Raw genomic sequence first — 23915 nt, forward strand, 5'->3', positions numbered from 1 at the left:
TGTCTCCTCGACATCTTTTGTTTCCGCGCAATCACCAAACACAAATCACGAGTAGCAATCTCGCCAGTTCGCGACGGCGAAGGTCCGATCGCACCGCTACGGACAAACAGACCATAACGACCAATTTGTGCCTTTGGCTAATTATCCCGACCGGCGAGACTTTTGTTACGGCGCGTCACATGATTAGCAATCACTGCCACTGGGAAGCCGCAAGAAGCCGCCCGAAAGCCTGTCAATACGCCTGAACGTCCGTCCAGTCTGGGCGTTTCGCAGGCGGAAAGTTATCAGATAAGGATGCCGTGACGATCAATTCGATCATTCCCGTCGGCAAGAGCGCGATCGGAACACTGATCGGCGCACCGTTCCAATTCGCATCATCGCTGCGCAGGGCCAGGGCTTTCCACCCTTACGGGCTCGAACTGAAGGGAACATTGAAACCGGCCACTCCCTGGTGGCCGGTATCGGAGTCGTCGACGATTACCGTCACCGCTCGAATGTCGAAGGCACTCGGAACACCGGGGGACCTACCAGACGTACTCGGCCTGGCTCTTCGGTTGCATGATGTCGGCGCCGATGAAATCCCGTGGGACATTCTTCTCGCAACATCAGGACTTTCTACCTTCTCGAAAATGTTTCCAGCTCCGGCATTCTCGTGGAACGGCGCGAGATACAGCACGCTGGTTCCCTACTCACGCGCGGGCGGCGCCGCGGCGTGGCTGATCGTGACACCACGTGGCGTCCACCCGACCGGCACTTCATTGCCCGCATTGAAGGCGGCCGTCGATCATTCCCCCCTGCACTTCTCCGTCTACCTTGCGAGAATTCAACTTCAGTTGATTCCGATCGGACATCTATGCCTCGACGAAGTCGAGGACCACCCGGATTGTCTCCAGCCGACCTTCGATCCGATTCTGAACAGGCCGACCCACATGCGCATGCTTCCGGAGTGGCTCGCGGAAACCCGGAAGTTCGCGTATAGCGGTAGCCGCAACGGCCGAGGAGACACACAAAAGCGCGGTTGACCGGACTTACCGGTCAACCGCGCCGAAACTCACTCAGCTGGTGAACTTGTCCTTGATATCCGAGACCTTGTCACTGACAGCGTCTCCGGCCTTCTTGATCTTTGCCTCGCCCTGATCGGCAACACCTTCGGCAGCCAGATCATCGTTGCCCGTAGCATTTCCGAACTTTTCCTTCGCCTCGCCGATGAGATCCTCAGCGCGGTGCTTTGCCTTGTCGATGAAGTCAGACATGTATTTCTCCTTCTTGGATTCGGCCGTGGGATTCGGTCGTGGATTTAGTCGAACTCGAACACCTTGGAAAATGTGTGTCAGCGTTTTCCGGTGACTGCCTTGACCAAGAACAGCAAGATGACGGCACCGAGCAGGCAGGTGAGGAAGCTGAAGATCCAGCCCGCGCCCTGAACGTCGACGCCGAAGATCCGCAGCAGGAAACCACCGATCAGGCCGCCGATGACACCGACCACGATGTTGAGGAGAATTCCCTGCTGGGCATCGGTTTTCATGATCTTACTGCCGATCCAACCCGCCAGTCCGCCGATGATGATCCAGGCGATGATTCCGAGTGAGAGCATTGTGACTCCTTGAGGTAAGGGACGGCGCAATGAGAGACTGCCGGCGAAGGGAGAGTTCCGCGCGATCGGCCCGCGCAACTAGACCGTGATCGCGGGTTGCGTTTGCACACAACCGGACTCTCCGCCGCACGACGCGGGAGATCGTGCACTCGGTAGCAGCCACATTGTCTGCTTACCTTTCTATCAGGTGGTCACGACAGAACCAAAACGACTGGCTATTCAACACATACGACGAACAACACTCGCCGACCCGCACATGATCAGCATCACGACGATTGCGATCACCATCGACGTCGCAGTCGCTACGAGAACCGTGACACACAGTGCCACAGCAACATCCATGATTCTGTGCGCAATTGGGAGGTCTACCAATACCCGGTCGTCAGGTGGCTCAAACCTCGATTGATCAGAGAGTTCTCGGCTCATCGTGTTTCGCACTTTCCACGGCGATGCGAGTTCTGGTCGCCACGGACGGATCACCGACTACCGCCTGGACTTGATCGCCAGTGTTGGCGACCCGAGAAACCAACTCGGGCAGCGTTTCCGATCCGGATACGACGCTCCGTCTCAAGGTCACCCGCAAATCGATTGTTCGAACTCCGCGGTCGACCAACGCTTTTCCTCGGACACGCGATACTTCGTCGAAGTCCTCCAATGATGCACTCGCTCCTTCGGCCACCGCACCCAGATCCGCGGTGATCGAATTGTGAGAGTTCGACCCCTGAACCGTGATCTCCTTCACCCGCCGAAGTGGCACGTGAGAGATCAACCACCGCAACGCGAGGAGCGCAAGCAGAGCTCCCCCTACCCCGACGGCCCACGGCCACCACGAGCGGTCGCCGAGATCTTCAGCCCACGGGATGTCGATTCGCGCCGGCAGATCCTTGATCACGTCGAGATTCCAGAGGATCGCTGCCACTCCCAGCGCCATCGCGAGTAGTCCTGCGATGCACGTCGCCACACGATCGATCACCGTCGCCGTTCGGGTCATGATCTTTCCCCCGTCTGGATGCGAATCTTGATTCGAGGGGACGGTGACAGCGTCTGGGCCAAGTGCCCCAGCACGGCACGGATTTCCGTTTCCGCGGTCGCAGCACCATCGGGTGTGACCGAGGCCCTCACTTCGAGCTTGCGCCGAGTCGCGTGTGACGAAGCGGAGCGAACGTGGACCAACGACTCGACGCGTACCGACGCTATCGCCGCCACATCGGCGGGATCGATCCACGTATCAACGACCCCGACCAAGGCATTGGCAGTCTTTCGCCGCGGTTTGAGTCCGAGGATCACGAACCACAGGCCGAGGACGACGGCCGCGATTCCGGCCGGCAACATCCAACCCCGGTAGGCGAGCCCGTCCACATATTCGAAAGCACCTGATATCCACTGCGACCCGGTGATCGCGCCGGTGTCCACAAGAACGTCTCGGATCCCGACCACGCCGAGCGCAAGTACCGCCGCGGCGATCAGAAATCCGGTGAACGCCGACCCTGGCGTCGCCAAAGGAACCGGAGCCGCAACCCTCGAGGCGGCGGGTGGTACGACCTTGTCCGAAGTCATTGCACTTTCCTTCCCGCGTCACCGTTGGTCGATGCCGGGAGAACACTCACTATCGACACGTCCACGCCGTCTACGTCCAGTCCCGAGACCGACTGCAACTGGGCCGTCACGTTGTCTCGCACCGCGGTACCGATGACCGACAAGGATCCGGGCCACTCGATCGCGATGTCCACCTTGGCTCGTACCCGCCTGCCGGACACCAGCACTCGCGCCCTTGGCAATTCGCGCCCGGTCAGTTTGTCCATGCCGCCGGCGTGATGACGCACCCCCGGCGTTCCGCGAGTCGCCTCGAGCACCAACTTCTGCGCGACTCTGTCTCGAATCGTCAGCGTTCCGCGTTCGCCCGGCTCACCAAGCACAGGCTCCGACAGAGCTGTCTCAGCCACGACCGCGACCCTTCAACATCACACCGAGGTCGAACTCACCGTCACGCTGACCACCGACGAGGTAACCGACCACGCCGAGAACCAGCGCGATGAGGAATCCGGTGAAACCGCCTGCAGCAGCTGCGACTCCGAGAAGTAGTCCTGCCAGAAGGCCGACAGTCGAGGTGGTCATGTGAATCCTCCGTTGTGGATGATGTTCAAGTGTGCGAGTCAGATCTCGGTATAGGTCTTGGCGCCCGGTAACCGAGCGCGCACCCGGGTGTACTGGGCCCGAACGGGTTTGACTATCTGGCGCATCGTGCCGCGCAGCGTCGGACGGACACCCACATCTATCAGGGATGCGAAGTCCCGGTCGATGCGTTCGAGCGCTCGATTGAGCGCGTCGGCCGATCCCCCGGCATCGGGGTGGTGCTTCCTGATCGCCGCTCTTCGTGCAGAACGGCGATCAGGCTCTGTACCGCGAGAACGCTCAGGCATTGCGCGGGCGGCCTACTACGTCTTCCACTGTCACGTTCACGGGACCAGGAACGAGTCCCGAAATGGCTTGGCGAATACGTAAGGCGGTCTCTCGAACAGCGGCGTCGGCGAAGATGCAGACGTGGACGTCGGTCGACGACTCCGTCACCCGCACGCCGACGACGCGACGACCGGGAAGGTAGGTGCCGACCTCGCCGAACATTCCGGCATGAAGCGATGCGACGCCAGGTATCGCCGTCACGGCCGCAGCGACGGTGTCAGCGATTTCGGAACTCACTGCACCCGTGTGGTCTTGGGCTCGCCTGTTTCGTCGTCGCTGCCCTCGTCGAGGTGAACGTCGTGAACCGTGATGTTCACCTCGGTCACCTCGAGACTTGTCATCCGTTCGAGCGCTGCGATGACGTTGCGGCGAATGCCGGTGGCCAGATCCGCGAGCGATACGCCGTACTCGGCCACGATGTCGATGTCCACCGCTGCCTGCTTTTCGCCGACCTCGACCGATACTCCCTGGGAGTGGTTGACACTCGCGCCGGGAATCCGCTCCCGCAGTGCACCGACCACCCGGGATGCTCCGCCGCCGACGTCGTACACACCGCTCACCTCTCGGGTGGCAATGCCGGCAATCTTCGAGACAACGGTGTCGGCGATCGACGTCTTTCCTTGCGAGCTCACCAGAGCCGAGTCATTCGATGATGCAACATCCTTCGTAGATGCTGTCGCAACCTGCGTGCTGACCATTGTCATCTCCTCCTGTTGATCGATCTACCTGTGTAGTCGTGACTCGAAGACAAAACCGAATGTCCGAGTCGGGTGACGTGCATCACTGACATTTATTAGTTACGGTCCGTAACATTCAACGCCCCGGCCGGACGAACGATCTTCGAACGCAGCCGAGTTTCCGCATTTCCGCGAGAGGAGCGACTGTGGCGTTACCGCACACACAGGGGCTCACGGGAGCGCCTGACGGCTTGGATACCGCGACAGTGGACGCTGCGATACTTGGCGACCGAGAAGCATTCGAGTCACTGGTGCACCACTACGGACCAGCGCTCCACCGCTATGCACGTCGAATGCTCGCGGACGAAGGCGACATTCTCGAGGTAGTCCAGGACACATTCGTGGCCGCGTGGCGTCAACTCGATTCGTTTCGTGGTGAATCGTCGATGCGAACATGGCTTTTCGCGATCTGTTCCCGAAAGATCGTGGACAGCTATCGAATCAAGAGAGCTCAACCGATCGACGACAAGCTGCTCGACCCTCTTGTACCGTCTCCCGAGGCCGGTCCATTCGACACGACCTCGAACTCCGCTTTCCTGGAGGCGCTGGAAGAAGCGTTGGGGGAATTGCCTTATCGCCAGCGTGCGGCCTGGACGCTGCGAGAGGTGGAGGGGCTCACGTTCGTTCAAATCGGAAAGATTCTTAGACTCACTCCGGATGCGGTGCGTGGGCATCACCATCGTGCACGGGCTAACCTGAGTGAACGAATGACGAGGTGGCGATGACCGAATCACGAACCGACGCATTGATGGCGCACGCATCCGAGGTCCTGCGAAATGCCCCGGAACCAGGGTGGGATCGAATCAGCGACAAGGTGATCCGGGCGCTCCGCTCGACCTCGGCAACGGGCTGGCCACTGAACGCACACGCGTCCGAGGGTCCACGTCTCGGCACGGTGTCGGTAAGCGATCACGTACTCCGCGCCCACCTCGCCGCAGAGATACGTTCTCGACACCACTGCTCACCGAGCATCATCGAATTCTTTGTCGACGGCCACGAAATACGTTCACTACGTATCGAACTGGCTGCGCCCTACGGAGTCGATCTGGCCGAGCTGTCGGATCGGGTGCGGTTCACGGTCGTCGATGTCGTTCACATGATCCTCGGCAATATGGAACCACCGGTCACTGCAGAGAGCGTCCACATCGCCATGACCGACATCGTGGAAGATTTACCCGCCGAGCAAAATATCAAAAGCCGTTCCGAACACTAGGTGTTTGTTCAGCACGTGTTTGGGAACCCGGCACTTATGACCACTCCCCCACCCCCGGATCCGGGACCTGTTCCCGACCCGGGGTCGCCGACACCACCCGCGCCGACACCACCCGATCCGCTGAATCCACCACCCGTGCCGCCCACTCCGACGCCACCGAACCCGTATCCCCCGGATCCGATCCCGCAGATCTGAAGTCGGCTTCTGCAGAGTTCAGCCGCCGAGTTCGGCGATCATCTCGCTCAACGATTCTGCGGCGATACGCAGTTCGCCTTCGTCAGGATTGTCGGGCGAGGAAGGCAGGCGTTCGGCCAACTGCTCGCGAGTGACAAGCGAGATACCCTCGAGACCGAACCCTTCTTCATCGGGGACGTAGATCTCGATCTCGCCCCCGACCGCTACCAATTCCGAATGGGGGCCGCTGCCCAGCAGTGCACGCAGGTGTTCGGTCGTCACGGTCATATGGTTCACGTGAAATCTCCTGCTTCGGTGACAGCTGACTTCGCTGGTTGTCGATTCGACCTGACGCACTGCCCCCTATTGAGTACCCCTCGCGGGTGAGCAGGAAACGACGAGTACATGAACAACTACTTCCCGAAGGGAACGCAGACACCATGAGCGAACAGAATCCCACCGACCACACCGATCAGACGGACGAGCCGCAGACCACCGGCACCGGCACCGGCACCGACACCGCACACAAAGACGTTCAGACCGATCCGTCGGGCGAGCGTACGTGGGCCGACGAGGGCGGTGCCACAAGCACCGGCCCGGCGACCGACACCGACTGATCTCGCCCGACCTGAATCATCGGGACCAAGGTCCCGTGAGCCCTCGCTCACGGGACCTTGAATTCCTCACGGATCTAACGCTTTTCACCTGGGGTTTCGTGATGCGGTAAGGTAAGCACTCAGCACGGTTGAGCACCCAGCCGTTGAAGACGTGCACGGTTCGCGTGTTGCTTCCCGTGCCGTTTCCCGGTTTCGCAAGAAACCGTTTCGAACTAGGCCGTTTCGAACCAGACCGATTCGAACGAACCGTTTCGAGCAATCCGTCAGGAGTTTCGATGAACGAGTTTTCGAGAACTACAGATGAGCGTGCCGACAGTCCCCCGATTTTCACCGTGACGTCTGCGGAAAACATTCAGTCACTGGTGGTCAGCGGCGAGATCGACGTCCAGTCCCGAGCTGATTTTGCTGCCTGCGTCGATGATCTGATCAGCGAGCGTCACCCGTTCGTAGTCGACTGCTCGGACGTCCAGTTCATCTCCGTCGGAGGTCTTTCCATCATCGAGACTCTGTCGGCCAAGGCTCGAAGGCTCGGTGTGCCGTGGACACTGATCGCAGCGCACCCCGTCAGGCGCCCGCTGGCTCTGTTGAAGATGGATGCCGACATCGTGTTCACCGACTCGGTGGCCGAGGCGGTCACGTACTTGTCCACGGCCGCCATCATGGACGAGACCCTGGCGGAGCCGATGTCGGCGTGAGTAACGATCTCGAAAAGCTCTCCGAATTCGTCGTTGTCGCCAACCGACTGCCCGTCGATCTGGAAATCGACGACACTGCAGCCGACGAGGATAAAAGCAAGACCTGGAAGCGAAGTCCCGGTGGGCTCGTCACCGCGCTCGAACCCATCCTGCGACAGCGAGACGGCGCTTGGGTCGGCTGGCCGGGCGTCGCAGACGAGAAGGTCGATCCCATAGTCGTGGACGGCCTCCGCCTCTTTCCCGTCGAACTGACCTCTCAGGACCTCGCCGAGTACTACGAGGGGTTCTCCAACGACACGTTGTGGCCGCTCTACCACGATGTTCTGGTTGCCCCGACGTTCGAGCGGTCGTGGTGGCACACATACGTCGCGGTCAACCAGCGGTTCGCCGAGGAAACCGCGCGTTGCGCCGCGGACGGAGCTACCGTCTGGGTGCAGGACTACCAATTGCAACTCGTACCTGCAATGCTGCGTGAGCTGCGGCCGGACCTGACTATCGGGTTCTTTCTTCACATTCCGTTTCCTCCGGTCGAGCTCTTCATGCAGCTTCCGTGGCGCAAGGAGATCGTCAAGGGGATGCTGGGCGCCGACCTGATCGGCTTCCACTTACCCGGCGGCGCAAACAATTTCCTGTTCTTGGCACGCAAACTACTCGGATTGAAGACGACAACCGCAGGCGTCGGTGTGCGAAGTGCGCTGGGGCATGTGGATTTCGATTCTCGCGTCGTCAAGGTAGGAGCATTTCCCATCTCCGTCGATTCCGCCGAACTCGAGCGCCAGTCGAAGAGCGAATCGGTGTTGCGCCGCGCACGCGAATTGAAGGAAGAGCTGGGAAATCCCGAGAAGATCCTGCTGGGAGTCGATCGCCTCGACTACACCAAAGGCATCGACCTGCGGCTGCAGGCCCTCAAGGAACTTCTCGACGAGGGTCGCTTGGACCCGGAGAAGTACACGATGGTGCAGCTCGCTACGCCCAGTCGTGAACGCGTGCAGCACTATATCGATCTACGCAGTGTCATCGAGGAACAGGTGGGTCGCATCAACGGCGACCACAGTCAGATCGGCCGCCCCGTCGTTCACTACCTGTATCAGCCGGTCGACCGAGAAGAATTGATCGCGCTGTTCGTCGCTGCCGACGTCATGCTCGTGACGCCGATGCGCGACGGAATGAATCTCGTGGCCAAAGAGTACGTAGCGTGCCGCGGCGACCTCGGTGGCGCTCTAGTTCTCAGCGAGTTCACCGGCGCTGCAATGGAATTACGACAGTCATATCTGGTCAACCCGCATGATCTGGACGGCGTGAAGAATACAATCCTGACCGCAGTTCATCAGGATCCGATGCAAGGCCGTCACCGCATGGCTGCCCTGCATCGCCAGGTCATGACGCACGACGTGCATCAATGGGCCGAGTCGTTCCTGACCGCCCTTGCCCCGACTGAACGGCGCCCGGAAGGTCAGTTCGTCACGGAGCGTGAGTCCGACTTTGCGCGCAACAACTGACCCCCGCGGGCTTGCGTCGAGGATGAGCAGATACTCGAGCTAGGATTGGTTTCAGTTCATCGTCAAGCAGCGGCTGCGAACTGATCTCCTCGACATAGCCGTGCAATGCTGCATCGGCCCAGAAAGACAGGCCGACCATGCCCCTCACGATGAAGTACTCCGAGACCTACAACGACGCTCTCATTGCGCTCGCTGCCGCCACTCATCGACCGGCCAATGTGGTGAATCTGTTCGGCGAGTACGCAATTCGTGTTGATCTCGAGTACAACCGATACCTACTCGCCACCAATACCGTTGCCGGGCTTTCAGATCAGCCTGATCTGGGCGACTTGTGGCTGGTGAGATTCTTTCAGTCCGAACTGACGGGCACCCCCGATCAACTGCTCGCAGAGGCGTCGCATCAATGGCTGGTCGATGCCCTGGATTCAGCGCTGGAGCAGATCGAACTTGCCGGCAACAAAATCGTCGCTGATGCAGATTTCGGCGCCCCTGCCCGCACCGACATGCCCCACGGAAGCTAGTCAGCTTCCGCAGTCAACTGACTGATCCGAGCCGCCAGAACGGCATTCTCGGCTTCGAGAGACAAGATCGAACGGATTCCGACAAGATTGACTCCGTCGTCGATCAGCGCGGTAATTCGTCCGAGTGTGTCCAGATCAGCCTCGCTGTACCTGCGCGTACCGCCATCCGTGCGCGTCGGAGTGAGCAGGCCCCTTCTCTCGTAGAGGCGCAGCGTTTGAGGTCCCACTCCGGACAGTTCTGACATCACTGAGATCCCGTACACGCCACGCAGCGCCCGGGTCTGAGATTCCGACGTCACTGGAACCTCCTAGTTCGGTGTCGACTGCCTTTGCCCGCGTCATCCGACCTTATCACCTCCACGCAGTGAATCTGATGTGCCCGGCATAGATTCAAAGGTGTCCAGGACCACTGCCGGCGCAAATCGCAGAGTACAAGTAGCACGTAAAGGCAGGTGAGGTGTGCTTTCGACGAGAATCGGCATACAACTTCCGCCCGCAGCTGGAACGACGCAGCCTTGCCAATTATCTACATCGGCTGATATAGATTTTATAGCACCCGAAAGCGCCATAACCGGCACTCGAAGCTGCAGAACACCCAGACGTCGGAGTTGGTGGTTCAGCTGACTCCCTCACGGCACACTCTTCACCGGGAGCAAGATGACGACGATCGACATCCCGCCCACACAGGGCGGGAGCAACACCGGCATCGGAATCACTGCCGCAAGCACGACTTTGACGACCGTAGAGGTCAAGCGCCGAATCGCGATGATGTTCGGCGACCCGGTGACAGAGGAACCAGTCGCACTCGCGCACTGAACCTGACCGACCCGCGATCCGATTGACGATGGCGCGCGACCGCCCCATTGGAGGGCGATCCCCATCATGACGAGAGGAAAACATATGTCCGAGTTCACCGTACCGGGGCTGAGCAGCGCAGACGGCTCGACCGTCGCCGACACCCTGCAGGAACGCCTCAGTGCCTACAACGATCTGCACCTCACGCTCAAGCACGTCCACTGGAACGTCGTTGGACCCAACTTCATCGGCGTGCACGAGATGATCGACCCGCAGGTGGAACTGGTTCGTGGTTACGCCGATGATGTGGCGGAACGTATCGCGGCACTTGGCAACTCGCCCAAGGGCACCGCGGGAGCGATCGAACGCGACCGGACGTGGGACGACTACTCCGTCGGCCGCGACGACGCTCGCGCTCACCTCGCGGCGCTCGACCTTGTCTACACCGGGGTCATCACAGACAGTCGCGCCGCAATCGAGAGCGTCGGAAAGATCGACCCGATCACCGAAGACATGTTGATCGGCCAGACAGCACAGTTGGAAAAGTTCCAGTGGTTCGTTCGCGCGCACCTCGAGAACTCCGGTGGCAGCCTCGTACACGAAGGCGCGACCACCGAACAGGAGGCCGCAAATGAGGCGCGTCAGAACTGATTGACCGTCCTCGATTTCGGCCGATCGGGGGTCGGCCGAAATCGCCCTCCCCACAACCGGAAAGGGCAGGAGCATGTCTGCGGACTCGCGCGGCACGTCGGCACAAACGCGTCGCGAGTATCAGATATTCGTACTGCAACAACGCTTGTTGTTCGGATCGATCGTGGCAGGCACTGCTCTCGGGGTCCTCGCAATCAACTACTTCTGAATCACCAGGCGCCGCAGCCGTTGAAGACAGGACAGAAACGACACAATCATGAGTTCGAGCACTCTCCGCTCGATCGCCCGTAGCGATCGGTTTGCGGCAAGCACCTCTTCTCTTCTCCTCGTGGACAGCAATTTTCGTGTCCAGGGAGCAAACGGAGAATACCTTGCCATGTCCGACCGCAGTTTGGATCAGCTGCACGGAGTGGAAGTGTTCGAGGCCTTTCCCGACAATCCTGCCGACTCTTTTGCCGACGGAATCTCCTCTTTGACAATGTCGTTCGACCAAGTGATGCGAACCAAATCTCGTGATGCGCTGCCGACTCAACGGTACGACGTGCGCGACGAGCGAGGTTCCGGGCTGTTTGTCACGCGCTATTGGAACACGGTGAATTCTTCGGTCACCGATGACGACGGCCAGGTGATCGGGGTGCTTCATCGTGTGTACGAGGTTCCACGACCGCAGGCTCAGCGGTCCAACTCGGCGCCAGACGTACTCGCCCGCCTTCGCGCGGAAAATGACGAACTGAGAAGAGCTTTGGATTCTCGGCCCGTGATCGAGCAGGCCAAGGGATTACTGATGGCCGAGCGTGAGTGTTCAGCCGACCAAGCTTTCGGCCTACTGGTCGAGATGTCGCAAGAGTGGAACGTCAAGGTGCGCGACATCGCCGGCGGTCTTGTCGCCGCAGCAGAAAAACGAGCCGGCAGTCTTGTCGCCGCAGCAGAAAGACGAGCCGGCGATCAAAAGAATTCCTGACCACCCGGATTCAGAATTTGTACGGCTGGGTAATGACCGACCAGAGGTACCCCCGAAATCCTCCCTCGCGAGGGAGGAGCCTCGAAGGTCCCGCCGGTACAGACCATGTACCGGCGGGACCGATTTTTGCACTAATGCCCGACCCGGGCCTCGATCCGAGTCGAGTTCGTCACGCAGCGAAGGGAACGTCCATGTTCATGCGCTCCTACACATCTCCCAGGCCCCTTGCCGACGAGTGGGACTGGCAGCTGTCCGGCACCTGCCGCGACACCGACCCGGCTCTGTTCTACGACGACACGAACGAGCGCGGCTCGAGACGGGCGAAGCGCGAGAGTTCGGCGAAGCTTGTGTGTGCCAGATGCCCCGTCGTGCAGAGATGCCTGGTGCACGCCATCCAGACCGGGGAACCACACGGCATCTGGGGCGGGATGACGGCCACCGAGCGGGAATCGTTGCGTAAAGCGCGAACTGGACCACTGGTCAGTGCTGTATCGAGCCCAACCGCGCAATAATTCGGGTACAGAACTCGTGGTGTGGAACTCAGGGCCGCGCCTCGTGGTGTCGATGCCCATGCGTGCGTCGACGCTCCTTCATCTCGGCTTCGAAGAGATGGGGCACTCCGCCGGCCAGCCGGTCGCGCACCACCTTCTCGCACTCGCGGAAAAACGACCAGTAGTTCTCGTCGAACTCCTCGACCAGCTGGAATGTCCAGCGCCCCTCGACCACGTTCCGGCCCATCAACTCGCCCTCGACTTGATCTGCCAGTTCGTCGTTGCCGCTGGTGCGCAGTAGCTCGACGACCTCGTCGAGCATCAAATCCGCGTGCCCGATCAGCTGATGGAAGTCGTACAGAGCGCCGCGCGCACGCTCCACGGTTTCGAGAGCATTCGACAACACCCCGGCCGCTTTCACTCCCTCGTCCGTCACACCTTCCGGCCGTACGTGCACGGGGATCTGCCTGTCCGCATGGGTGTCCATGAAGCGGAAGTACCCGAACGAGCCACAAATGAAAGATGAGATTCGGTACGAGCGCACCACAGGTGATGTGTCTCACAATTTCCCCTCCAGTTCAGGTAAAGAGGATTAGTTCGCTGGGCGAAGGGTAATCGAAGGGCATGAACACCTCTGGGGTCGAGATGGTCGGCACGCATGGCCGTTACCGGTCCTTGCCTCGTTCTGCCGGAATACCGCCTCATCTACCTACAGGAAGTGCCTTGATCCCTCTGTCGAGTTCGACCGAAGCCGAACTTACTCACGACTCCATTGCCTCGCTCCGCGTCCGAGCGTCGTACTCTCAACTTCCGACTCTGCGCGGAATCACCCGCACGGTTGCAAACAACACCGGATTGGATGTCGACGGGACAGCCGATCTCGCTCTGGCGATGGACGAAGTCGCGAGCATTCTCATCGGCCATGCGATACCGTCCAGCGACTTGACCTGCCGATTCGAGACCTTCGGTCGCACACTCCGCACCGTCGTGTCGGTGATTGCGCACTCCGAAATACCCGACAAGTCGCACAGCTTCGGATGGTTCGTTCTCGAAGCACTGGTGGACTCCGTCCGTCTGGAACAATCGCAAATCGACGCGGACGGACACATCACCCTGGCGATGACGCTTGAAAAGGGCTTGCTCCAGGAGCGTGCGTGACCGCTGTCCCACCGGACAAGAAGGACCAGTACGAACTAGCGGTCGAATTGTTCGTCTCGATGGCTTCGCTTCCGCCGGATGATCCGACCCGCGAGAAGATCACCAACTCGATCATCGAATTGTGCCTACCTCTCGCCACCCACGTCGCACGCCGCTACCAGGGGCGCGGCCAGCCTTTCGAGGACTTGGAACAAGTTGCGCGCGTCGGGTTGGTACAGGCCGTGCAGCGATTCGACGTGGAAAAGGGATCGGATTTCCTGTCGTTCGCCGTCCCGACCGTAATGGGTGAGGTACGCAAGCATTTCCGCGATCATGGCTGGTCTGTGCGCGTCCCGCGAAGCCTTCAGGAACGGCACCTTGCACTGAACCGGGCGCTGACCTCGCTGTCCCAGACGCTCGGGCGGGCTCCGACCGTCGCGGAACTCGCGAAAGAACTCGACATCGAGCCGGACGAGGTCGAACAGGGGTTGACGGCCGGCAACTCGTATCGGACCACACCACTCGACACCGCGTCCGCCGGCGACGGGAGCGGACTGACTCTGATCGACACATTGGGTCAGTACGACGAAGCGATCAGTCGGATCGACAATCACGAAACATTGCGGCCCGCGCTCCTGGCATTACCGGAGCGCGAGCGCACGATCGTCGTTCTGAGATTCTTCGGTCATCTCACCCAGTCTCAGATTGCCGAGAAGGTCGGCCTTTCCCAGATGCATGTCTCCAGAATCCTTACTCAGACACTGAAGCAGCTACGCACCGAAATGGGCGAAATCTTCTGACGGTACGTCTCGAGGATCAGATGTACTCCTGCGCAAGACGTTCCATCTCGGCTCGGTCGATGAGCCCGGGCTGGCCGATGTCGAGAGCCTCGAGATACTTGTTGGCGAGGCGGTAATCGTGACCCCACGTGCCGTGCTCCCCGTCCTGCTCGGTGCGCTGAGCACTGGAACCGGGCGGAACCTCGTCACGCAGACCGTTGGTCTCCGCTCCGATCAACGTGTCGAGCTTGGTCGAGATGGCCGTAAGTGCATCGCGGTCGTTCATCTGAATCCCTTCGTCCGGTGACGCTGATCCCCCACCCTACCGAAGCGTATAGCCAAAAACATTGCACCGCTTAATATTCGACTCCATGCCTGGACCGATTTCCACCCTCGAGCTACACTGAACGGTACCGAGGTTGAGAATACAGCCGGGGTTGAAGCCACTGGCGCTCGGTTCGCATCAAGGCTCTGGATCAGGTGAGTACGTTCTGCGCGTATCCGCCGTGCGCATATCCATTGAGCTCTAGAGCTTTCCACGCCTGGACGCATTCACTTTCCGCGCCGCCAGATCGGTCGTCAGCCTTTCGATGAAAGCACACAGACCGGATCTGCCATGAATCTGAATGAACTCGACCACACTTCGATCGATTCCATCGATCCCTCAACACAATTGGGTCCGATCGTGGAAACAGAAGGCTTCGCTGCCTGGCGGGTCGCACCCTCGACAGTCCTGGTCCAGGTCAATGTCGACCTCGATAGAATCTCCGCGCCCGAACTACAAGAACTTCTCAGCTCATACGCTGCGGAGTGGACTCGCGTCATCTTCGACCTGTCCAATTCGCTGTTCGTCGGTGCGGTATGCCTCGAACTGTTCGCCGAGCTGAACTCCCGTTCGCAAACCCATGACTTCCAGTGGTCCGTTATCGGGTCACACCCACTTCGACGCTTGCTTCGGGCAGCGCGGGCGGAAGAAGAGTTTCCGGTTACGAACTCTGTCGAGGGAGCCATGCGCGCACTCCGCGAAGCAGAGAAGTCGCTCGAAGTCTCCTGACGGCACGCCCGGCACCTACGTCGAGCGCCGAGCGCTCTGCGCTCGCAGCGACTAAGGTTCGTCGGGCTGTCCGACGAGCTGAGAGAGACCGAGAATGACAATCGCCAAGCGCCTAGATGCACTGCAACAGAAGCATCCGGCACTGGGGTTCCCGATAGCGGTCCTCTACAAGTTCCTCGACGATCAAGGTGTTTATCTCGCCGCGCTGATCGCTTACTACGGCTTTGTCTCGCTGTTTCCGCTGCTTCTCCTACTCTCGACCATTCTCGGCTTCGTGCTGTCGGACAACCCCGAACTTCAGCAACAGATCTTGGACTCGGCACTGCATCAGTTCCCGGTTATCGGTGACGACCTGGGCAACGCGCAACAGATCGGCGGCGGCGTCACGGGTCTGGTGATCGGAATCGTCGGCGGCCTCTACGGTGGCCTCGGTGTCGCTCTGGCTTGCCAGAATGCGATGAACACGGTGTGGTCGGTGCCCCGAAACATGCGACCGGATCCCATCCGCGGGCGTCTTCAAGGGTTACTGCTGCTCGGCACCATCGGTCTCGCGGTCCTGGGGACCACCGCTGTCTCCAGCATCGGCGGCGCGCTTCATCTGGGCGGTTCGTTCAGCTTCTTACTGACCCTCGCGGCAGTCGTCTTGAATGCGGGCATCTTCATCGTCGCTTTCCGGCTCACCTGCGCGAGGCCGCTGTCTGTGGCCGATGTGGCACCCGGAGCGATCGCCGCTGCTGTTCTCTGGCAAGCACTTCAGTCCTTCGGTGCCCTCTACGTGACATCCGTGGTGCGGGGTGCCTCCACCACCAATGGCGTCTTTGCCATCGTTCTGGGTTTGTTGGCTTTCTTGTTCCTCGCTGCCGCCTCGATCGTCATGTGCACGGAAATCAACGTCGTGCGAGTCGACAAACTCCATCCGCGGGCCTTGCTGGCTCCGTTCACCGACAACACCGAGCTCATCGAAGGCGATCGGCGCACCTTCGCCGATCAAGCAAAAGCGCAACGCGCGGTTCCGCACGAGAACATCCACGTAACGTTCGACGGGCACACCAAATCCGACGAATCGGACTGATCTCGACCCCGATCGAGTTGGGTATTTGGTCCCGTCCTGAGCATCGGGGTGACATTCTGCGCCGCGAATCCAGATTTAACACAGGTGTTGTCATTTCGCGCTGTGTCGAAGCGACGAATACATCACAGCAGGTAAACGCGCATAGTTGAACAATCACCTGCTTCCGGTACGGCCCCGGAACGGGACAAATCCGTCAAATACTGCAACTCGCCATGCATGTAATTGGAGACAGAAAAAGAAGAGCATGGCAGGATCAGGTGTGAGACCGGACTCTCGATGGGAGGGCTCGGCTCGATGGATCCAGGAGAATTTGGTTATGGCTCAGGGCAGTGTCAAGTGGTTCAACGGTGAAAAGGGCTTCGGATTCATCGAGCAGGAAGGTGGCGGACCGGATGTGTTCGTTCACTACTCGGAGATCCAGGGCAGCGGCTACAAGTCCCTCGACGAGGGCCAGAAGGTCGAGTTCGAGATCGGACAGGGCCAAAAGGGCCCCCAGGCTCAGAACGTTCGCGCCATCTGAGTTCGATCCCAGTCTGAATTCAGACTGAAAAGGCTGGACGCTGCACCGCACGGTGCCGGCATCCAGCCTTTTCTTGGTTTCTGGGTCTCCTTGGTTTCCGGGTCGGGCGCGTGCCGAGTTCGGTGCCGGTTAACTCGCTCGCACCCGCTTCTTCTTGTGGGAGCTGTCGCAGAACGGCGCGATGCCGGTCCGTCCGCATCGACACAACGCGACCGTGGAGCGCTTGTTCTCTATCGGAGTGCCGTCGTCGCGGAGCAACTCGAAGTCACCACGCACCAGCAGCGGTCCGTCCGAGCAGGCGGTTATGGTGGTGTTGCACCCGGAATTATCCGGTGTTTCGGCAGATGACGATTCGGGAAACGCGGTCATATGTCCTCTTCACTTCTCAATTCGGCCACTGGCGTGCCTACTTCCATGCCCGTTCCGCAGGCTCGCGGCCCGCTGAGCGCCACTCTCGTTTCCATTCTGCGCTCCTCCGCCGATCCGAGGGAACTGAAGACTGCCGCTGACGCGTACGAAGATGCACGGTCCACCGACCTCACCTACGACATTCTTCGAGACGACGACGCCCAGTTGACGCTGACGCTCCTCTACGAGCTTCATCTGCAGGGAATCGAGAACGTCTCGGACAAGTGGGAGTGGAATCCGGACCTGCTCGCGGTGCGGTCTCGTCTCGAAACGCACTTCGAGTCCGCCATCGCGCAACTCGTGGGGACTGTTCCGTCGTCTGGCGACGTGGTGGCCGACCTGTGGGCGCTGACGGCGCCCAGTGCCGGACCCGGTCTTGCATCCTTCATGGCGAAGGACGCCACGGTCGATCAGTTCGCGGAGGTGCTGATTCACCGTTCGCTCAATCAGCTCCGCGAAGCGGATGTGCACACCCTTGGAATCTCGCGACTCTCCGGTGCTGTCAAGGCAGCCCTCGTAGAAGTGCAGAGCGACGAGTACGGAGGCGGCCGCGCAGAGCGTATGCATTCGCGTCTGTTTGCCGACACGATGCGGGCCGTCGGTCTTTCGGACCGCTACGGTCACTACATCGATGCGGTTCCCGCAGCAACTTTGGCGTCGTTGAATGCTCTCTCGCTCTTCGGTTTTCACCGCCGACATCTCGGAGCCCTGGTCGGGCACCTGTGCGCCGTCGAGACCACATCGGCGCTGCCGAGTAAGCGGTACAGCGCCGGACTGCGCCGACTCGGATTCGGTTCGGACGTGACACTGTTCTACGACGAGCATGTGGAAGCGGATTCCGTCCACGAACAGATCGCCGTTCGGGAGCTTGCCGGCGGTCTTGCTTCGTCACAGCCACACCGCGCCGGCGACATCTTGTTCGGCGCCGCAACTTGCCTCGCGTTCGACGATCTTCTCGGCGAACACCTCACATCGAGTTGGGACAAGGGTGAGACTTCGTTGCGCGAATGATCACCAGTTGTTCGGTTTCCTGACCGGTGGTGATCAACCCTCGCGCTTCGAGCATCGTGCGTCTCTCACGCATCACGGGCCCGAACGGAATATACTTCCGAGCCGAAATCTCCACGGCCATACCGTGTTCCTCGAGTATCGCCTCAGTCTTGTCGACCCCACACAGCACCGACTGCAGGAGAAGAAGTGTGCCACCGGGGACGAGTACGTCGTGAACGGTCGCCGCGATCCTGTCAATGAGGGCGCGTCCGTCCTTGCCTGCGTCCCAAGCACGTTCGATTCCAGTGGTAGGGAGATCATCTGCAAGCGCAGGGACGTACGGCGGGTTGGAAATCACCAGATCGAAGAGTTCGCCGTGCACCGCCTCGGTGAGATCCCCACGACGGGAATCGATCAAGGTTCCGTTGAGGATTCCGTTCAGACGAGCATTGGCGCACGCTCGGCGGGATATGTCGACCGCGACAACGTGGCCTGCACCTGCCGCAGATGCCGCGACAGCGAGGGCGCCGGTCCCCGTGCACAGATCCAGCACCCGGCTGCGAGCGGTCAGGTGCTCGAACAGCAGAGCATCCGCGAGTAACGACGTGTCGTGTTGCGGTGGATACACACCGGGTAAACGCAGGATCATCATCGGCTCCTCTTTTCAGGCGACATCGCACATCGCTGCATGCGGCTACCCAGGAACCTCGAATTTCATGCAACATTGGAGTATCGACCGCCTGGAACGGTCACATCACCGCAGTTTGCGGAGTAGACCTGAGTCATGACAGGCAATGCGGACACTCCACAGGGAGCCGCGGCGTTTGCTTCCGCAGCAGATTCGCTCGACACCCTCGCCGAAGCGATTGCCGGACTCCGGTCCAGTCTGAACACGGACGAGCACCTCGACTCCATGCTCCAACGTCTGGCCGAGACGGCGGTCAAAGCACTGCCGGACGCCGACGCAGTCAGCGTGACCGTGTTGTCGGCCGATGGCCCGCGAACTGCCGCATCTACCGCGGACTATCTCTCCGAGATAGACGACGCCCAGCATTCCGCCGATCGTGGTCCGTGTGTGGACGCCGCACGCACAGTCTCGTCAGTCCGGGCAAAGGTGGGTGATCACGAAGCCGAATGGCCGGAATTCACCGTCGAGGCCCGCAAACAAGGCGTCCGGTCCTACTTGTCCGTGCCGATCACCATGGGCGAAGGGAGCACCGAACTTCTCGGCGCTTTCAACGTCTACGGATTCGCATCGACCGAGTTCAAGGCCTTCGACGAAGAGTTGATGAAATTGTTCACCGCCGGTGCGGGGGCGGCGATCGCAGATTCACGACGCTGGCGACAGGCACACGAGCACATCGAACAGTTGCACTGTGCCATGCAATCTCGGGCCGAGATCGAACAGGCCAAGGGCGTCCTGATCGCCGTCCACGGTATCGACGCCGAGGAAGCATTCAGCCGCCTCGTGCAGCGATCACAGCACACCAACGTCAAACTCCACGACGTTGCCCGGATGCTCATCGACTCGGTGCGCCACCGCCGGTCCTGAAGATCATTCAGTCGCAAAACCCCGGTTTGTACCCCGCAGGCACAGCTCTCAAACGTATCCAGAGATGTTTCACCGAGACAGTTTTCGACCTGCGCGACTGCCGGTGGTCGCGCGGCGGCACTCGTCTGAAATGTGGTTATCTGTTGAGAACCGGGACGAAAGAAAGCCCGACCGTACCAGGGTGAGGAAAGGATCGTCACTGTGCCAATCGACCAGGTTCTTGTCGTAGTTCCCGCCCACAACGAAGCCGAAGACCTTCCCAATTGCCTTCGTGCACTCGCAACAGCGGCGTCGGCTTGCGTTGTCCCCGTCCGAGTTGTCGCCGTCCTCGACAACTGTTCGGACGGAACCGCGGGGGTCATCCCCGAAGGGGTGGAAGTGCTCCGCGTCGAGCACCAGAATGTCGGTCGTTCGCGAGCGACGGGTTTCTCCGAGTTCGGCCGAGATTTGGGTCCGTCAGCGTGGTTCACCACCACCGATGCTGATTCGGTGGTCGGACCAACCTGGATTGCGCGCCAATTGGAATATGCGCGTACCGCGGACGTGGTCGCGGGAACCGTTCGCATCGCAGATTGGGAGGGCCAGCCGCAGTCCGTCCGCGAACGATACGAACGTATGTACCACGCACATCCATATGGTCGACACGGTCACATCCACGGTGCCAACCTCGGTGTCCGCGCCGATATGTACTGGAGCATCGGAGGATTCTCGGATCTCGAGGAAGACGAGGACGTAGATCTCGTTCGGCGATTGAGCGAGGCGGGTGCGTGTATCGCGTGGGCAGAAGACATTGCGGTCACCACGTCTGCGCGTCTCGACGGCCGAACTCCGGGCGGCTTTGCCGGACATATCCGTAACCTGGGTGGTACGACCGCCGATAACGAAGAAGCGGAGCTGGCACGATGAAACGACTACACACACTCTTGGATGCAGGCGGACTGTATTTGCCACTGCCCGGAGGCGGCGCGACGGCCGCACGGTGGACCTCCCTCGCAGAGCTCACACGGGAGAACGTGGTTCTCGGCCGGATGGCTGAGGCTCACACCGACGCCGTCGCGATACTCACCGAACTCGACGGCCCTGATCCCGAACCGGGTCAGCTGTGGGGCGTGTGGGCATCCGAGCCACCCTCACCGGTGGTGAATGCGTCTGAGCACGTGGGGATCTGGACGCTCACCGGTCGCAAGTTGTGGTGTTCTGGCGCTAACACGTGCACGCATGCACTGATCACCGCCTTGGTCGAGGGAGTCCCCTCTCTCTTCGCGGTTGAGCTCGGTCTACCTGGAGTGCATCCGGTTCCCGATTCGTGGAAGGCCGTTGGTATGGCCGAAAGCGACTCCAGCGCAGTCGACTTCGACATGGTTCCGGCCATCCCGGTCGGGACGGCAGGCGACTACCTGAGCCGGCCAGGGTTCTGGCACGGGGCGATAGGCGTGGCTGCATGCTGGTACGGCGGTGCCTGCGGAGTCGCAGATCCGTTGTACGACAAAGCTGCAAGCACCGAAGATCCCTACGTCCTCGCACATCTCGGTGCAGTCGACGCAGCGTTGGCCGCGGCGCGCAACGCGCTCGCAGTCGCGGCAGCAGAGATCGACGCGGATCCCGCTGACAAGAATGCAGAAGCCATGCAACGGGCTCTACGCGTTCGTGCAATCGTGGAGCGTGCCGCGACGGAAACCCTCGATCGAGTGGGACGCGCTCTCGGAGCCGCACCACTCTGCATGGACGCCGAACATGCCGCGCGGGTAGCCGACCTCACCGTCTACTTGCGGCAGAGCCACGCCGAGAAGGATCTCGCCGAACTCGGCCGGATTGCGGCCAAGGGGAAACGGCCGTGGTGAACTCTGAACTGTTCGCGCAAAAGCCGGTCCACGACGGCGGCACCCCTGAATCGACGTGGCGGGAGTGGGGACGCAGTTTTCCGGAACTGGACCTCACCGGATGCTCACGATTGATCGTCGTCGCTCCCCATCCCGACGACGAAATACTCGGGGTGGGTGGAACCGCCCTTCTGGCAGCACTTTCCGGAATCGAGGTTCAAGTGGTGTCCGTCACCGACGGCGGAGCTTCACATCCCGATTCACCGACTGTGACTCAGCCCGAGATGGAACGACTTCGACGGTCCGAGTCAGATCAGGCAGCGCGTGTACTCGGAATTCCTACGCCCGTTCGACTGAGCATTCCGGACGGGAGGATTGGCGAGAACCGGCAGGAGTTGACCGACCGCCTCAGCTCGATTCTCGGTGATTCCTCGGCGGAAACCTGGTGCGCCTCGACGTGGCGCGGGGACGGCCATCCGGACCATGAGGCCAGCGGAGACGCAGCTGCGAAGGCCTGCCAGGACACGGGATCACGGTTGATCGAGTACCCCATCTGGGCTTGGCATTGGGCCGCGCCGGATCATGCGGCAGTCCCGTGGGAACGAGTCAGACGAGTGACCTTGCCCTCCGACGTTCAGGCTGCAAAATCTGCTGCTGCCCAAGAGTTCACATCACAGATCGCACCACTCTCCGATCACCCCGCGGATGCGCCCATACTCCCCCGACACGTGATGGAACGCCTACTGCGACCGTACGAAACGGTGTTCGTATGACCGATCGTGAACTTCCCACGGATTACTTCGCCAAGATGTATGCCGCACAATCCGATCCATGGGACTTCGAATCCCGTTGGTACGAGCAGCGAAAATACGCGCTCAGTGTCGCGATGCTCCCGAAAACTCGATACCGTCGCGCGTTCGAACCTGGGTGCTCGATCGGGGTTCTCACCGAGAAGTTGGCCGAGCGCTGCGACAGCATTCTCGCCACCGACATCGTCCCGGCCGCACTCGAGAGTGCTCGTGCGCGGCTTGCCGGTCGCGACGCCGACTTCCGCCTCTGGGCGTTGGGTGACGACTGGCCCGGCGAGACCTTCGACCTCGTCGTCATCAGCGAGGTCGGCTATTACCTGACCTTCGAAAAACTCGTCGAGGCAATGCTGCACGTCGTCGAGCATCTCGAGCCTGGCGGCACGCTGCTGTGCGCCCATTGGCGTCACGTCGTACCGGAGTATCCGCAGAACGGTGACGCCGTTCATTCGGCTGTGCGCCAGACGCCGGGGTTGGCACAGTTCGCGTCGTACCAGGACGAGGACGTGCTGATCGATGTCTTCGTGAAGGGTCCGCCGTCACCACCGTCGGTGGCTCGTTCCGAAGGTCTGATCTAGCCGACCGGCGTGTGAGGGGTTGCGATCGCGTCGTTGTCCGCGGCCCCTCGAGCCAGGGCAACGGTCGCCGCAGCCATGGCCGCGAGCGCAAGGACGAGCACGGCGGCGACCTTTCGATTCGCATCGAAATATTCGCCGAGCACCACGAATCCGAGCAGCGACGCCACGACCGGTTCCATGATCGTGGTGGCCGGCAGCGAAGCCTGGAGATCCCCTGCCTGAAAAGCCGACTGCTGCAACGATGTCGCGACAGCGGCAACGACGATCAGTGCGTAGAACTCCAAAGACGTCAGAACCGCGTGCGGTCCGAGGCTCACCAGATGAACAACGCCCTTGGTCAATACCGCTGCTACGCCGAAGAGTGTTCCGCCGGCGAGGCCGAGTAGGAGGGCTCGGGCGGAGCCTGTTCGACGATGTGCCCCGAACAGGCAGAGCGCGATGAACGGCAATCCGATCGCAGAGATCACGATCCAGTGGTGTGTTTCGGCTCGGGGCTCACCCGGCCGCGGATCTCCCACAATCACCAAGACTGCGACAGATGTGGTGAGTGCCGCGGCCCACAACCACTCGCGAGGGCTGATACGGCGTCCACTGAACCGGGCACCCAGCGGCAGTGCGAACAACAGCGACAGCACGAGGAGCGGTTGAACGAGGAGCAACGATCCGAGACCGAGTGCCGACGCTTGCAGGGCATATCCCGCGATTCCGACCACGGTGCCGAGCCACCAGACCGGGCTGTGGACGAGCGTCGTTGGGACACGCTTTCACTTTTGCACAGCCCCCCACACCTG

Annotated in this window: 39 protein-coding genes and 1 pseudogene; 23 read left to right on the forward strand and 17 right to left on the reverse strand. The window is 60.7% G+C overall.

Going from position 1 to position 23915, the window contains the following annotated elements; all coding sequences use genetic code 11:
- Positions 1 to 299 precede the first annotated feature (299 nt).
- Positions 300 to 1022 carry a hypothetical protein gene (locus QM716_RS20875; protein WP_283305995.1) on the forward strand — a complete coding sequence of 241 codons (723 nt, stop codon included), beginning with the start codon at positions 300 to 302 and terminating at the stop codon, positions 1020 to 1022.
- Between the two features lie 33 nt (positions 1023 to 1055).
- Here the strand turns inward: QM716_RS20875 and QM716_RS20880 are convergent, their stop codons facing one another.
- The 10 genes from QM716_RS20880 to QM716_RS20925 all read right to left on the reverse strand — a co-directional run bounded on the left by QM716_RS20880 (position 1056) and on the right by QM716_RS20925 (position 4752).
- Positions 1056 to 1253: a CsbD family protein gene (locus QM716_RS20880; RefSeq protein ID WP_283305996.1), complete on the reverse strand. Its 198-nt coding sequence runs from the start codon at positions 1251 to 1253 to the stop codon at positions 1056 to 1058.
- A 77-nt stretch (positions 1254 to 1330) separates the two neighbouring features.
- Positions 1331 to 1594, reverse strand: coding sequence for a GlsB/YeaQ/YmgE family stress response membrane protein (locus tag QM716_RS20885; RefSeq protein WP_283305997.1), 264 nt, complete (start codon positions 1592 to 1594; stop codon positions 1331 to 1333).
- Between the two features lie 219 nt (positions 1595 to 1813).
- A complete protein-coding gene (locus tag QM716_RS20890; RefSeq protein ID WP_283305999.1) occupies positions 1814 to 1936 on the reverse strand; it encodes a hypothetical protein in 123 nt (40 codons plus the stop codon).
- Positions 1937 to 2000: 64 nt separating this feature from the next.
- Positions 2001 to 2585 carry a hypothetical protein gene (locus QM716_RS20895; RefSeq protein ID WP_283306000.1) on the reverse strand — a complete coding sequence of 195 codons (585 nt, stop codon included), beginning with the start codon at positions 2583 to 2585 and terminating at the stop codon, positions 2001 to 2003.
- The gene (locus tag QM716_RS20900) at positions 2582 to 3151 is read right to left on the reverse strand and encodes a DUF6286 domain-containing protein (RefSeq protein ID WP_283306001.1); all 570 of its coding nucleotides are present in this window, start codon (positions 3149 to 3151) and stop codon (positions 2582 to 2584) included. The genes QM716_RS20895 and QM716_RS20900 overlap by 4 nt, the downstream gene beginning before the upstream one ends.
- Positions 3148 to 3537 carry an Asp23/Gls24 family envelope stress response protein gene (locus QM716_RS20905; protein ID WP_283306002.1) on the reverse strand — a complete coding sequence of 130 codons (390 nt, stop codon included), beginning with the start codon at positions 3535 to 3537 and terminating at the stop codon, positions 3148 to 3150. The genes QM716_RS20900 and QM716_RS20905 overlap by 4 nt, the downstream gene beginning before the upstream one ends.
- On the reverse strand, positions 3530 to 3709 hold the full coding sequence (locus QM716_RS20910) for a hypothetical protein (RefSeq protein WP_230816399.1): 180 nt from the start codon (positions 3707 to 3709) through the stop codon (positions 3530 to 3532). The genes QM716_RS20905 and QM716_RS20910 overlap by 8 nt, the downstream gene beginning before the upstream one ends.
- Before the next feature lie 38 nt (positions 3710 to 3747).
- Positions 3748 to 4014, reverse strand: coding sequence for a hypothetical protein (locus QM716_RS20915; RefSeq protein WP_283306004.1), 267 nt, complete (start codon positions 4012 to 4014; stop codon positions 3748 to 3750).
- Positions 4007 to 4291, reverse strand: coding sequence for an Asp23/Gls24 family envelope stress response protein (locus tag QM716_RS20920; protein ID WP_283306005.1), 285 nt, complete (start codon positions 4289 to 4291; stop codon positions 4007 to 4009). The genes QM716_RS20915 and QM716_RS20920 overlap by 8 nt, the downstream gene beginning before the upstream one ends.
- Positions 4288 to 4752, reverse strand: a complete 465-nt coding sequence (locus QM716_RS20925) for an Asp23/Gls24 family envelope stress response protein (protein WP_283306006.1) — start codon at positions 4750 to 4752, stop codon at positions 4288 to 4290. The genes QM716_RS20920 and QM716_RS20925 overlap by 4 nt, the downstream gene beginning before the upstream one ends.
- A 185-nt stretch (positions 4753 to 4937) precedes the next feature.
- Between QM716_RS20925 and QM716_RS20930 the strand changes: the two genes are divergently transcribed.
- Entirely contained in the window at positions 4938 to 5516 is a 579-nt protein-coding gene (locus QM716_RS20930; RefSeq protein ID WP_283306007.1) for an RNA polymerase sigma factor, read from the forward strand.
- Entirely contained in the window at positions 5513 to 6004 is a 492-nt protein-coding gene (locus tag QM716_RS20935) for a hypothetical protein (protein WP_283306008.1), read from the forward strand. The genes QM716_RS20930 and QM716_RS20935 overlap by 4 nt, the downstream gene beginning before the upstream one ends.
- A gap of 213 nt (positions 6005 to 6217) precedes the next feature.
- On the opposite strand, the gene QM716_RS20940 is transcribed toward QM716_RS20935, so the two are convergent.
- On the reverse strand, positions 6218 to 6466 hold the full coding sequence (locus tag QM716_RS20940; protein WP_007726566.1) for a hypothetical protein: 249 nt from the start codon (positions 6464 to 6466) through the stop codon (positions 6218 to 6220).
- Between the two features lie 152 nt (positions 6467 to 6618).
- Here QM716_RS20940 and QM716_RS20945 point away from each other — a divergent pair, with 152 nt between their 5' ends.
- From QM716_RS20945 to QM716_RS20960, 4 genes are all read left to right on the forward strand, one after another.
- Positions 6619 to 6795, forward strand: coding sequence for a PI-type proteinase (locus QM716_RS20945; RefSeq protein WP_283306009.1), 177 nt, complete (start codon positions 6619 to 6621; stop codon positions 6793 to 6795).
- A 275-nt stretch (positions 6796 to 7070) separates the two neighbouring features.
- A complete protein-coding gene (locus QM716_RS20950; RefSeq protein WP_283306010.1) occupies positions 7071 to 7490 on the forward strand; it encodes an STAS domain-containing protein in 420 nt (139 codons plus the stop codon).
- Entirely contained in the window at positions 7487 to 8989 is a 1503-nt protein-coding gene (locus tag QM716_RS20955; protein ID WP_283306011.1) for an alpha,alpha-trehalose-phosphate synthase (UDP-forming), read from the forward strand. Before QM716_RS20950 ends, QM716_RS20955 begins: the two co-directional genes overlap by 4 nt.
- Positions 8990 to 9126: 137 nt before the next feature.
- Positions 9127 to 9510 (forward strand): hypothetical protein, encoded by a 384-nt coding sequence (locus QM716_RS20960; protein WP_283306012.1) that lies wholly within the window; start codon positions 9127 to 9129, stop codon positions 9508 to 9510.
- On the opposite strand, the gene QM716_RS20965 is transcribed toward QM716_RS20960, so the two are convergent.
- A complete protein-coding gene (locus tag QM716_RS20965) occupies positions 9507 to 9809 on the reverse strand; it encodes a MerR family transcriptional regulator (protein WP_283306013.1) in 303 nt (100 codons plus the stop codon). The genes QM716_RS20960 and QM716_RS20965 overlap by 4 nt on opposite strands.
- A gap of 358 nt (positions 9810 to 10167) precedes the next feature.
- On the opposite strand from QM716_RS20965, the gene QM716_RS20970 reads away from it, so the two are divergent.
- From QM716_RS20970 to QM716_RS20990, 5 genes are all read left to right on the forward strand, one after another.
- Positions 10168 to 10326: a hypothetical protein gene (locus QM716_RS20970; protein ID WP_283306015.1), complete on the forward strand. Its 159-nt coding sequence runs from the start codon at positions 10168 to 10170 to the stop codon at positions 10324 to 10326.
- An 84-nt stretch (positions 10327 to 10410) separates the two neighbouring features.
- Positions 10411 to 10956, forward strand: a complete 546-nt coding sequence (locus QM716_RS20975; RefSeq protein ID WP_283306016.1) for a Dps family protein — start codon at positions 10411 to 10413, stop codon at positions 10954 to 10956.
- A gap of 73 nt (positions 10957 to 11029) precedes the next feature.
- The gene (locus QM716_RS20980; RefSeq protein WP_283306017.1) at positions 11030 to 11164 is read left to right on the forward strand and encodes a hypothetical protein; all 135 of its coding nucleotides are present in this window, start codon (positions 11030 to 11032) and stop codon (positions 11162 to 11164) included.
- A gap of 48 nt (positions 11165 to 11212) precedes the next feature.
- Positions 11213 to 11917, forward strand: a complete 705-nt coding sequence (locus tag QM716_RS20985; protein WP_283306018.1) for an ANTAR domain-containing protein — start codon at positions 11213 to 11215, stop codon at positions 11915 to 11917.
- 134 nt (positions 11918 to 12051) lie between these two features.
- Entirely contained in the window at positions 12052 to 12429 is a 378-nt protein-coding gene (locus QM716_RS20990; RefSeq protein WP_502942105.1) for a WhiB family transcriptional regulator, read from the forward strand.
- A 28-nt stretch (positions 12430 to 12457) separates the two neighbouring features.
- Here QM716_RS20990 and QM716_RS20995 read toward each other — a convergent pair whose 3' ends face one another.
- Complete coding sequence (locus tag QM716_RS20995; RefSeq protein WP_283306019.1) at positions 12458 to 12895, reverse strand: hypothetical protein; 438 nt, start codon at positions 12893 to 12895, stop codon at positions 12458 to 12460.
- A 236-nt stretch (positions 12896 to 13131) separates the two neighbouring features.
- On the opposite strand from QM716_RS20995, the gene QM716_RS21000 reads away from it, so the two are divergent.
- Positions 13132 to 13566, forward strand: a complete 435-nt coding sequence (locus QM716_RS21000; RefSeq protein ID WP_283306020.1) for an ATP-binding protein — start codon at positions 13132 to 13134, stop codon at positions 13564 to 13566.
- Entirely contained in the window at positions 13563 to 14345 is a 783-nt protein-coding gene (locus QM716_RS21005) for a SigB/SigF/SigG family RNA polymerase sigma factor (protein WP_502942106.1), read from the forward strand. Before QM716_RS21000 ends, QM716_RS21005 begins: the two co-directional genes overlap by 4 nt.
- A gap of 16 nt (positions 14346 to 14361) precedes the next feature.
- On the opposite strand, the gene QM716_RS21010 is transcribed toward QM716_RS21005, so the two are convergent.
- Positions 14362 to 14610 carry a modification methylase HgiDII gene (locus QM716_RS21010; protein WP_283306021.1) on the reverse strand — a complete coding sequence of 83 codons (249 nt, stop codon included), beginning with the start codon at positions 14608 to 14610 and terminating at the stop codon, positions 14362 to 14364.
- A 330-nt stretch (positions 14611 to 14940) separates the two neighbouring features.
- Here QM716_RS21010 and QM716_RS21015 point away from each other — a divergent pair, with 330 nt between their 5' ends.
- From QM716_RS21015 to QM716_RS21025, 3 genes are all read left to right on the forward strand, one after another.
- Positions 14941 to 15378 carry an STAS domain-containing protein gene (locus tag QM716_RS21015; RefSeq protein WP_283306022.1) on the forward strand — a complete coding sequence of 146 codons (438 nt, stop codon included), beginning with the start codon at positions 14941 to 14943 and terminating at the stop codon, positions 15376 to 15378.
- Between the two features lie 94 nt (positions 15379 to 15472).
- Complete coding sequence (locus tag QM716_RS21020; protein ID WP_283306023.1) at positions 15473 to 16450, forward strand: YihY/virulence factor BrkB family protein; 978 nt, start codon at positions 15473 to 15475, stop codon at positions 16448 to 16450.
- Positions 16451 to 16766: 316 nt separating this feature from the next.
- Positions 16767 to 16970 carry a cold-shock protein gene (locus QM716_RS21025; protein WP_003943666.1) on the forward strand — a complete coding sequence of 68 codons (204 nt, stop codon included), beginning with the start codon at positions 16767 to 16769 and terminating at the stop codon, positions 16968 to 16970.
- 129 nt (positions 16971 to 17099) lie between these two features.
- Here the strand turns inward: QM716_RS21025 and QM716_RS21030 are convergent, their stop codons facing one another.
- On the reverse strand, positions 17100 to 17339 hold the full coding sequence (locus QM716_RS21030; protein ID WP_283306024.1) for a CDGSH iron-sulfur domain-containing protein: 240 nt from the start codon (positions 17337 to 17339) through the stop codon (positions 17100 to 17102).
- Between QM716_RS21030 and QM716_RS21035 the strand changes: the two genes are divergently transcribed.
- Positions 17340 to 18389 carry an iron-containing redox enzyme family protein gene (locus tag QM716_RS21035; protein ID WP_283306025.1) on the forward strand — a complete coding sequence of 350 codons (1050 nt, stop codon included), beginning with the start codon at positions 17340 to 17342 and terminating at the stop codon, positions 18387 to 18389. It abuts the gene before it with no gap.
- Here the strand turns inward: QM716_RS21035 and QM716_RS21040 are convergent.
- The gene (locus tag QM716_RS21040; RefSeq protein WP_283306027.1) at positions 18346 to 19017 is read right to left on the reverse strand and encodes a HemK2/MTQ2 family protein methyltransferase; all 672 of its coding nucleotides are present in this window, start codon (positions 19015 to 19017) and stop codon (positions 18346 to 18348) included. The genes QM716_RS21035 and QM716_RS21040 overlap by 44 nt on opposite strands.
- Positions 19018 to 19152: 135 nt before the next feature.
- Between QM716_RS21040 and QM716_RS21045 the strand changes: the two genes are divergently transcribed.
- From QM716_RS21045 to QM716_RS21065, 5 genes are all read left to right on the forward strand, one after another.
- Positions 19153 to 19920, forward strand: a complete 768-nt coding sequence (locus QM716_RS21045) for a GAF and ANTAR domain-containing protein (protein WP_283306028.1) — start codon at positions 19153 to 19155, stop codon at positions 19918 to 19920.
- Positions 19921 to 20121: 201 nt separating this feature from the next.
- Positions 20122 to 20826, forward strand: coding sequence for a glycosyltransferase family 2 protein (locus tag QM716_RS21050; RefSeq protein WP_283306029.1), 705 nt, complete (start codon positions 20122 to 20124; stop codon positions 20824 to 20826).
- Positions 20823 to 21761, forward strand: coding sequence for an acyl-CoA dehydrogenase family protein (locus QM716_RS21055; protein WP_283306030.1), 939 nt, complete (start codon positions 20823 to 20825; stop codon positions 21759 to 21761). Before QM716_RS21050 ends, QM716_RS21055 begins: the two co-directional genes overlap by 4 nt.
- On the forward strand, positions 21755 to 22513 hold the full coding sequence (locus QM716_RS21060) for a PIG-L deacetylase family protein (protein ID WP_283306031.1): 759 nt from the start codon (positions 21755 to 21757) through the stop codon (positions 22511 to 22513). The genes QM716_RS21055 and QM716_RS21060 overlap by 7 nt, the downstream gene beginning before the upstream one ends.
- Positions 22510 to 23124: a class I SAM-dependent DNA methyltransferase gene (locus QM716_RS21065; RefSeq protein ID WP_283306033.1), complete on the forward strand. Its 615-nt coding sequence runs from the start codon at positions 22510 to 22512 to the stop codon at positions 23122 to 23124. Before QM716_RS21060 ends, QM716_RS21065 begins: the two co-directional genes overlap by 4 nt.
- Here the strand turns inward: QM716_RS21065 and QM716_RS21070 are convergent.
- Positions 23121 to 23858, reverse strand: a pseudogene (locus tag QM716_RS21070) (DMT family transporter); the annotation flags it as partial. The gene QM716_RS21065 and the pseudogene QM716_RS21070 sit on opposite strands and share 4 nt — an antisense overlap.
- Between the last annotated feature and the right edge of the window lie 57 nt (positions 23859 to 23915).

Source organism: Rhodococcus sp. IEGM 1409 (assembly GCF_030056735.1).
Taxonomy (GTDB): domain Bacteria; phylum Actinomycetota; class Actinomycetes; order Mycobacteriales; family Mycobacteriaceae; genus Rhodococcus_F.

Bases quoted from the DNA above. Each gene is read 5' to 3' on its own strand.
- QM716_RS20880 (WP_283305996.1), bottom strand. From the start codon at position 1,253: ATGTCTGACTTCATCGACAAGGCAAAGCACCGCGCTGAGGATCTCATC.
- QM716_RS20885 (WP_283305997.1), bottom strand. From the start codon at position 1,594: ATGCTCTCACTCGGAATCATCGCCTGGATCATCATCGGCGGACTGGCG.
- QM716_RS20890 (WP_283305999.1), bottom strand. From the start codon at position 1,936: ATGGATGTTGCTGTGGCACTGTGTGTCACGGTTCTCGTAGCGACTGCG.
- QM716_RS20895 (WP_283306000.1), bottom strand. From the start codon at position 2,585: ATGACCCGAACGGCGACGGTGATCGATCGTGTGGCGACGTGCATCGCA.
- QM716_RS20900 (WP_283306001.1), bottom strand. From the start codon at position 3,151: ATGACTTCGGACAAGGTCGTACCACCCGCCGCCTCGAGGGTTGCGGCT.
- QM716_RS20910 (WP_230816399.1), bottom strand. From the start codon at position 3,709: ATGACCACCTCGACTGTCGGCCTTCTGGCAGGACTACTTCTCGGAGTC.
- QM716_RS20915 (WP_283306004.1), bottom strand. From the start codon at position 4,014: ATGCCTGAGCGTTCTCGCGGTACAGAGCCTGATCGCCGTTCTGCACGA.
- QM716_RS20925 (WP_283306006.1), bottom strand. From the start codon at position 4,752: ATGGTCAGCACGCAGGTTGCGACAGCATCTACGAAGGATGTTGCATCA.
- QM716_RS20935 (WP_283306008.1), top strand. From the start codon at position 5,513: ATGACCGAATCACGAACCGACGCATTGATGGCGCACGCATCCGAGGTC.
- QM716_RS20940 (WP_007726566.1), bottom strand. From the start codon at position 6,466: ATGACCGTGACGACCGAACACCTGCGTGCACTGCTGGGCAGCGGCCCC.
- QM716_RS20945 (WP_283306009.1), top strand. From the start codon at position 6,619: ATGAGCGAACAGAATCCCACCGACCACACCGATCAGACGGACGAGCCG.
- QM716_RS20950 (WP_283306010.1), top strand. From the start codon at position 7,071: ATGAACGAGTTTTCGAGAACTACAGATGAGCGTGCCGACAGTCCCCCG.
- QM716_RS20960 (WP_283306012.1), top strand. From the start codon at position 9,127: ATGCCCCTCACGATGAAGTACTCCGAGACCTACAACGACGCTCTCATT.
- QM716_RS20970 (WP_283306015.1), top strand. From the start codon at position 10,168: ATGACGACGATCGACATCCCGCCCACACAGGGCGGGAGCAACACCGGC.
- QM716_RS20975 (WP_283306016.1), top strand. From the start codon at position 10,411: ATGTCCGAGTTCACCGTACCGGGGCTGAGCAGCGCAGACGGCTCGACC.
- QM716_RS20980 (WP_283306017.1), top strand. From the start codon at position 11,030: ATGTCTGCGGACTCGCGCGGCACGTCGGCACAAACGCGTCGCGAGTAT.
- QM716_RS20985 (WP_283306018.1), top strand. From the start codon at position 11,213: ATGAGTTCGAGCACTCTCCGCTCGATCGCCCGTAGCGATCGGTTTGCG.
- QM716_RS20990 (WP_502942105.1), top strand. From the start codon at position 12,052: ATGCCCGACCCGGGCCTCGATCCGAGTCGAGTTCGTCACGCAGCGAAG.
- QM716_RS20995 (WP_283306019.1), bottom strand. From the start codon at position 12,895: ATGGACACCCATGCGGACAGGCAGATCCCCGTGCACGTACGGCCGGAA.
- QM716_RS21010 (WP_283306021.1), bottom strand. From the start codon at position 14,610: ATGAACGACCGCGATGCACTTACGGCCATCTCGACCAAGCTCGACACG.
- QM716_RS21015 (WP_283306022.1), top strand. From the start codon at position 14,941: ATGAATCTGAATGAACTCGACCACACTTCGATCGATTCCATCGATCCC.
- QM716_RS21020 (WP_283306023.1), top strand. From the start codon at position 15,473: ATGACAATCGCCAAGCGCCTAGATGCACTGCAACAGAAGCATCCGGCA.
- QM716_RS21025 (WP_003943666.1), top strand. From the start codon at position 16,767: ATGGCTCAGGGCAGTGTCAAGTGGTTCAACGGTGAAAAGGGCTTCGGA.
- QM716_RS21030 (WP_283306024.1), bottom strand. From the start codon at position 17,339: ATGACCGCGTTTCCCGAATCGTCATCTGCCGAAACACCGGATAATTCC.
- QM716_RS21035 (WP_283306025.1), top strand. From the start codon at position 17,340: ATGTCCTCTTCACTTCTCAATTCGGCCACTGGCGTGCCTACTTCCATG.
- QM716_RS21040 (WP_283306027.1), bottom strand. From the start codon at position 19,017: ATGATCCTGCGTTTACCCGGTGTGTATCCACCGCAACACGACACGTCG.
- QM716_RS21045 (WP_283306028.1), top strand. From the start codon at position 19,153: ATGACAGGCAATGCGGACACTCCACAGGGAGCCGCGGCGTTTGCTTCC.
- QM716_RS21055 (WP_283306030.1), top strand. From the start codon at position 20,823: ATGAAACGACTACACACACTCTTGGATGCAGGCGGACTGTATTTGCCA.
- QM716_RS21065 (WP_283306033.1), top strand. From the start codon at position 22,510: ATGACCGATCGTGAACTTCCCACGGATTACTTCGCCAAGATGTATGCC.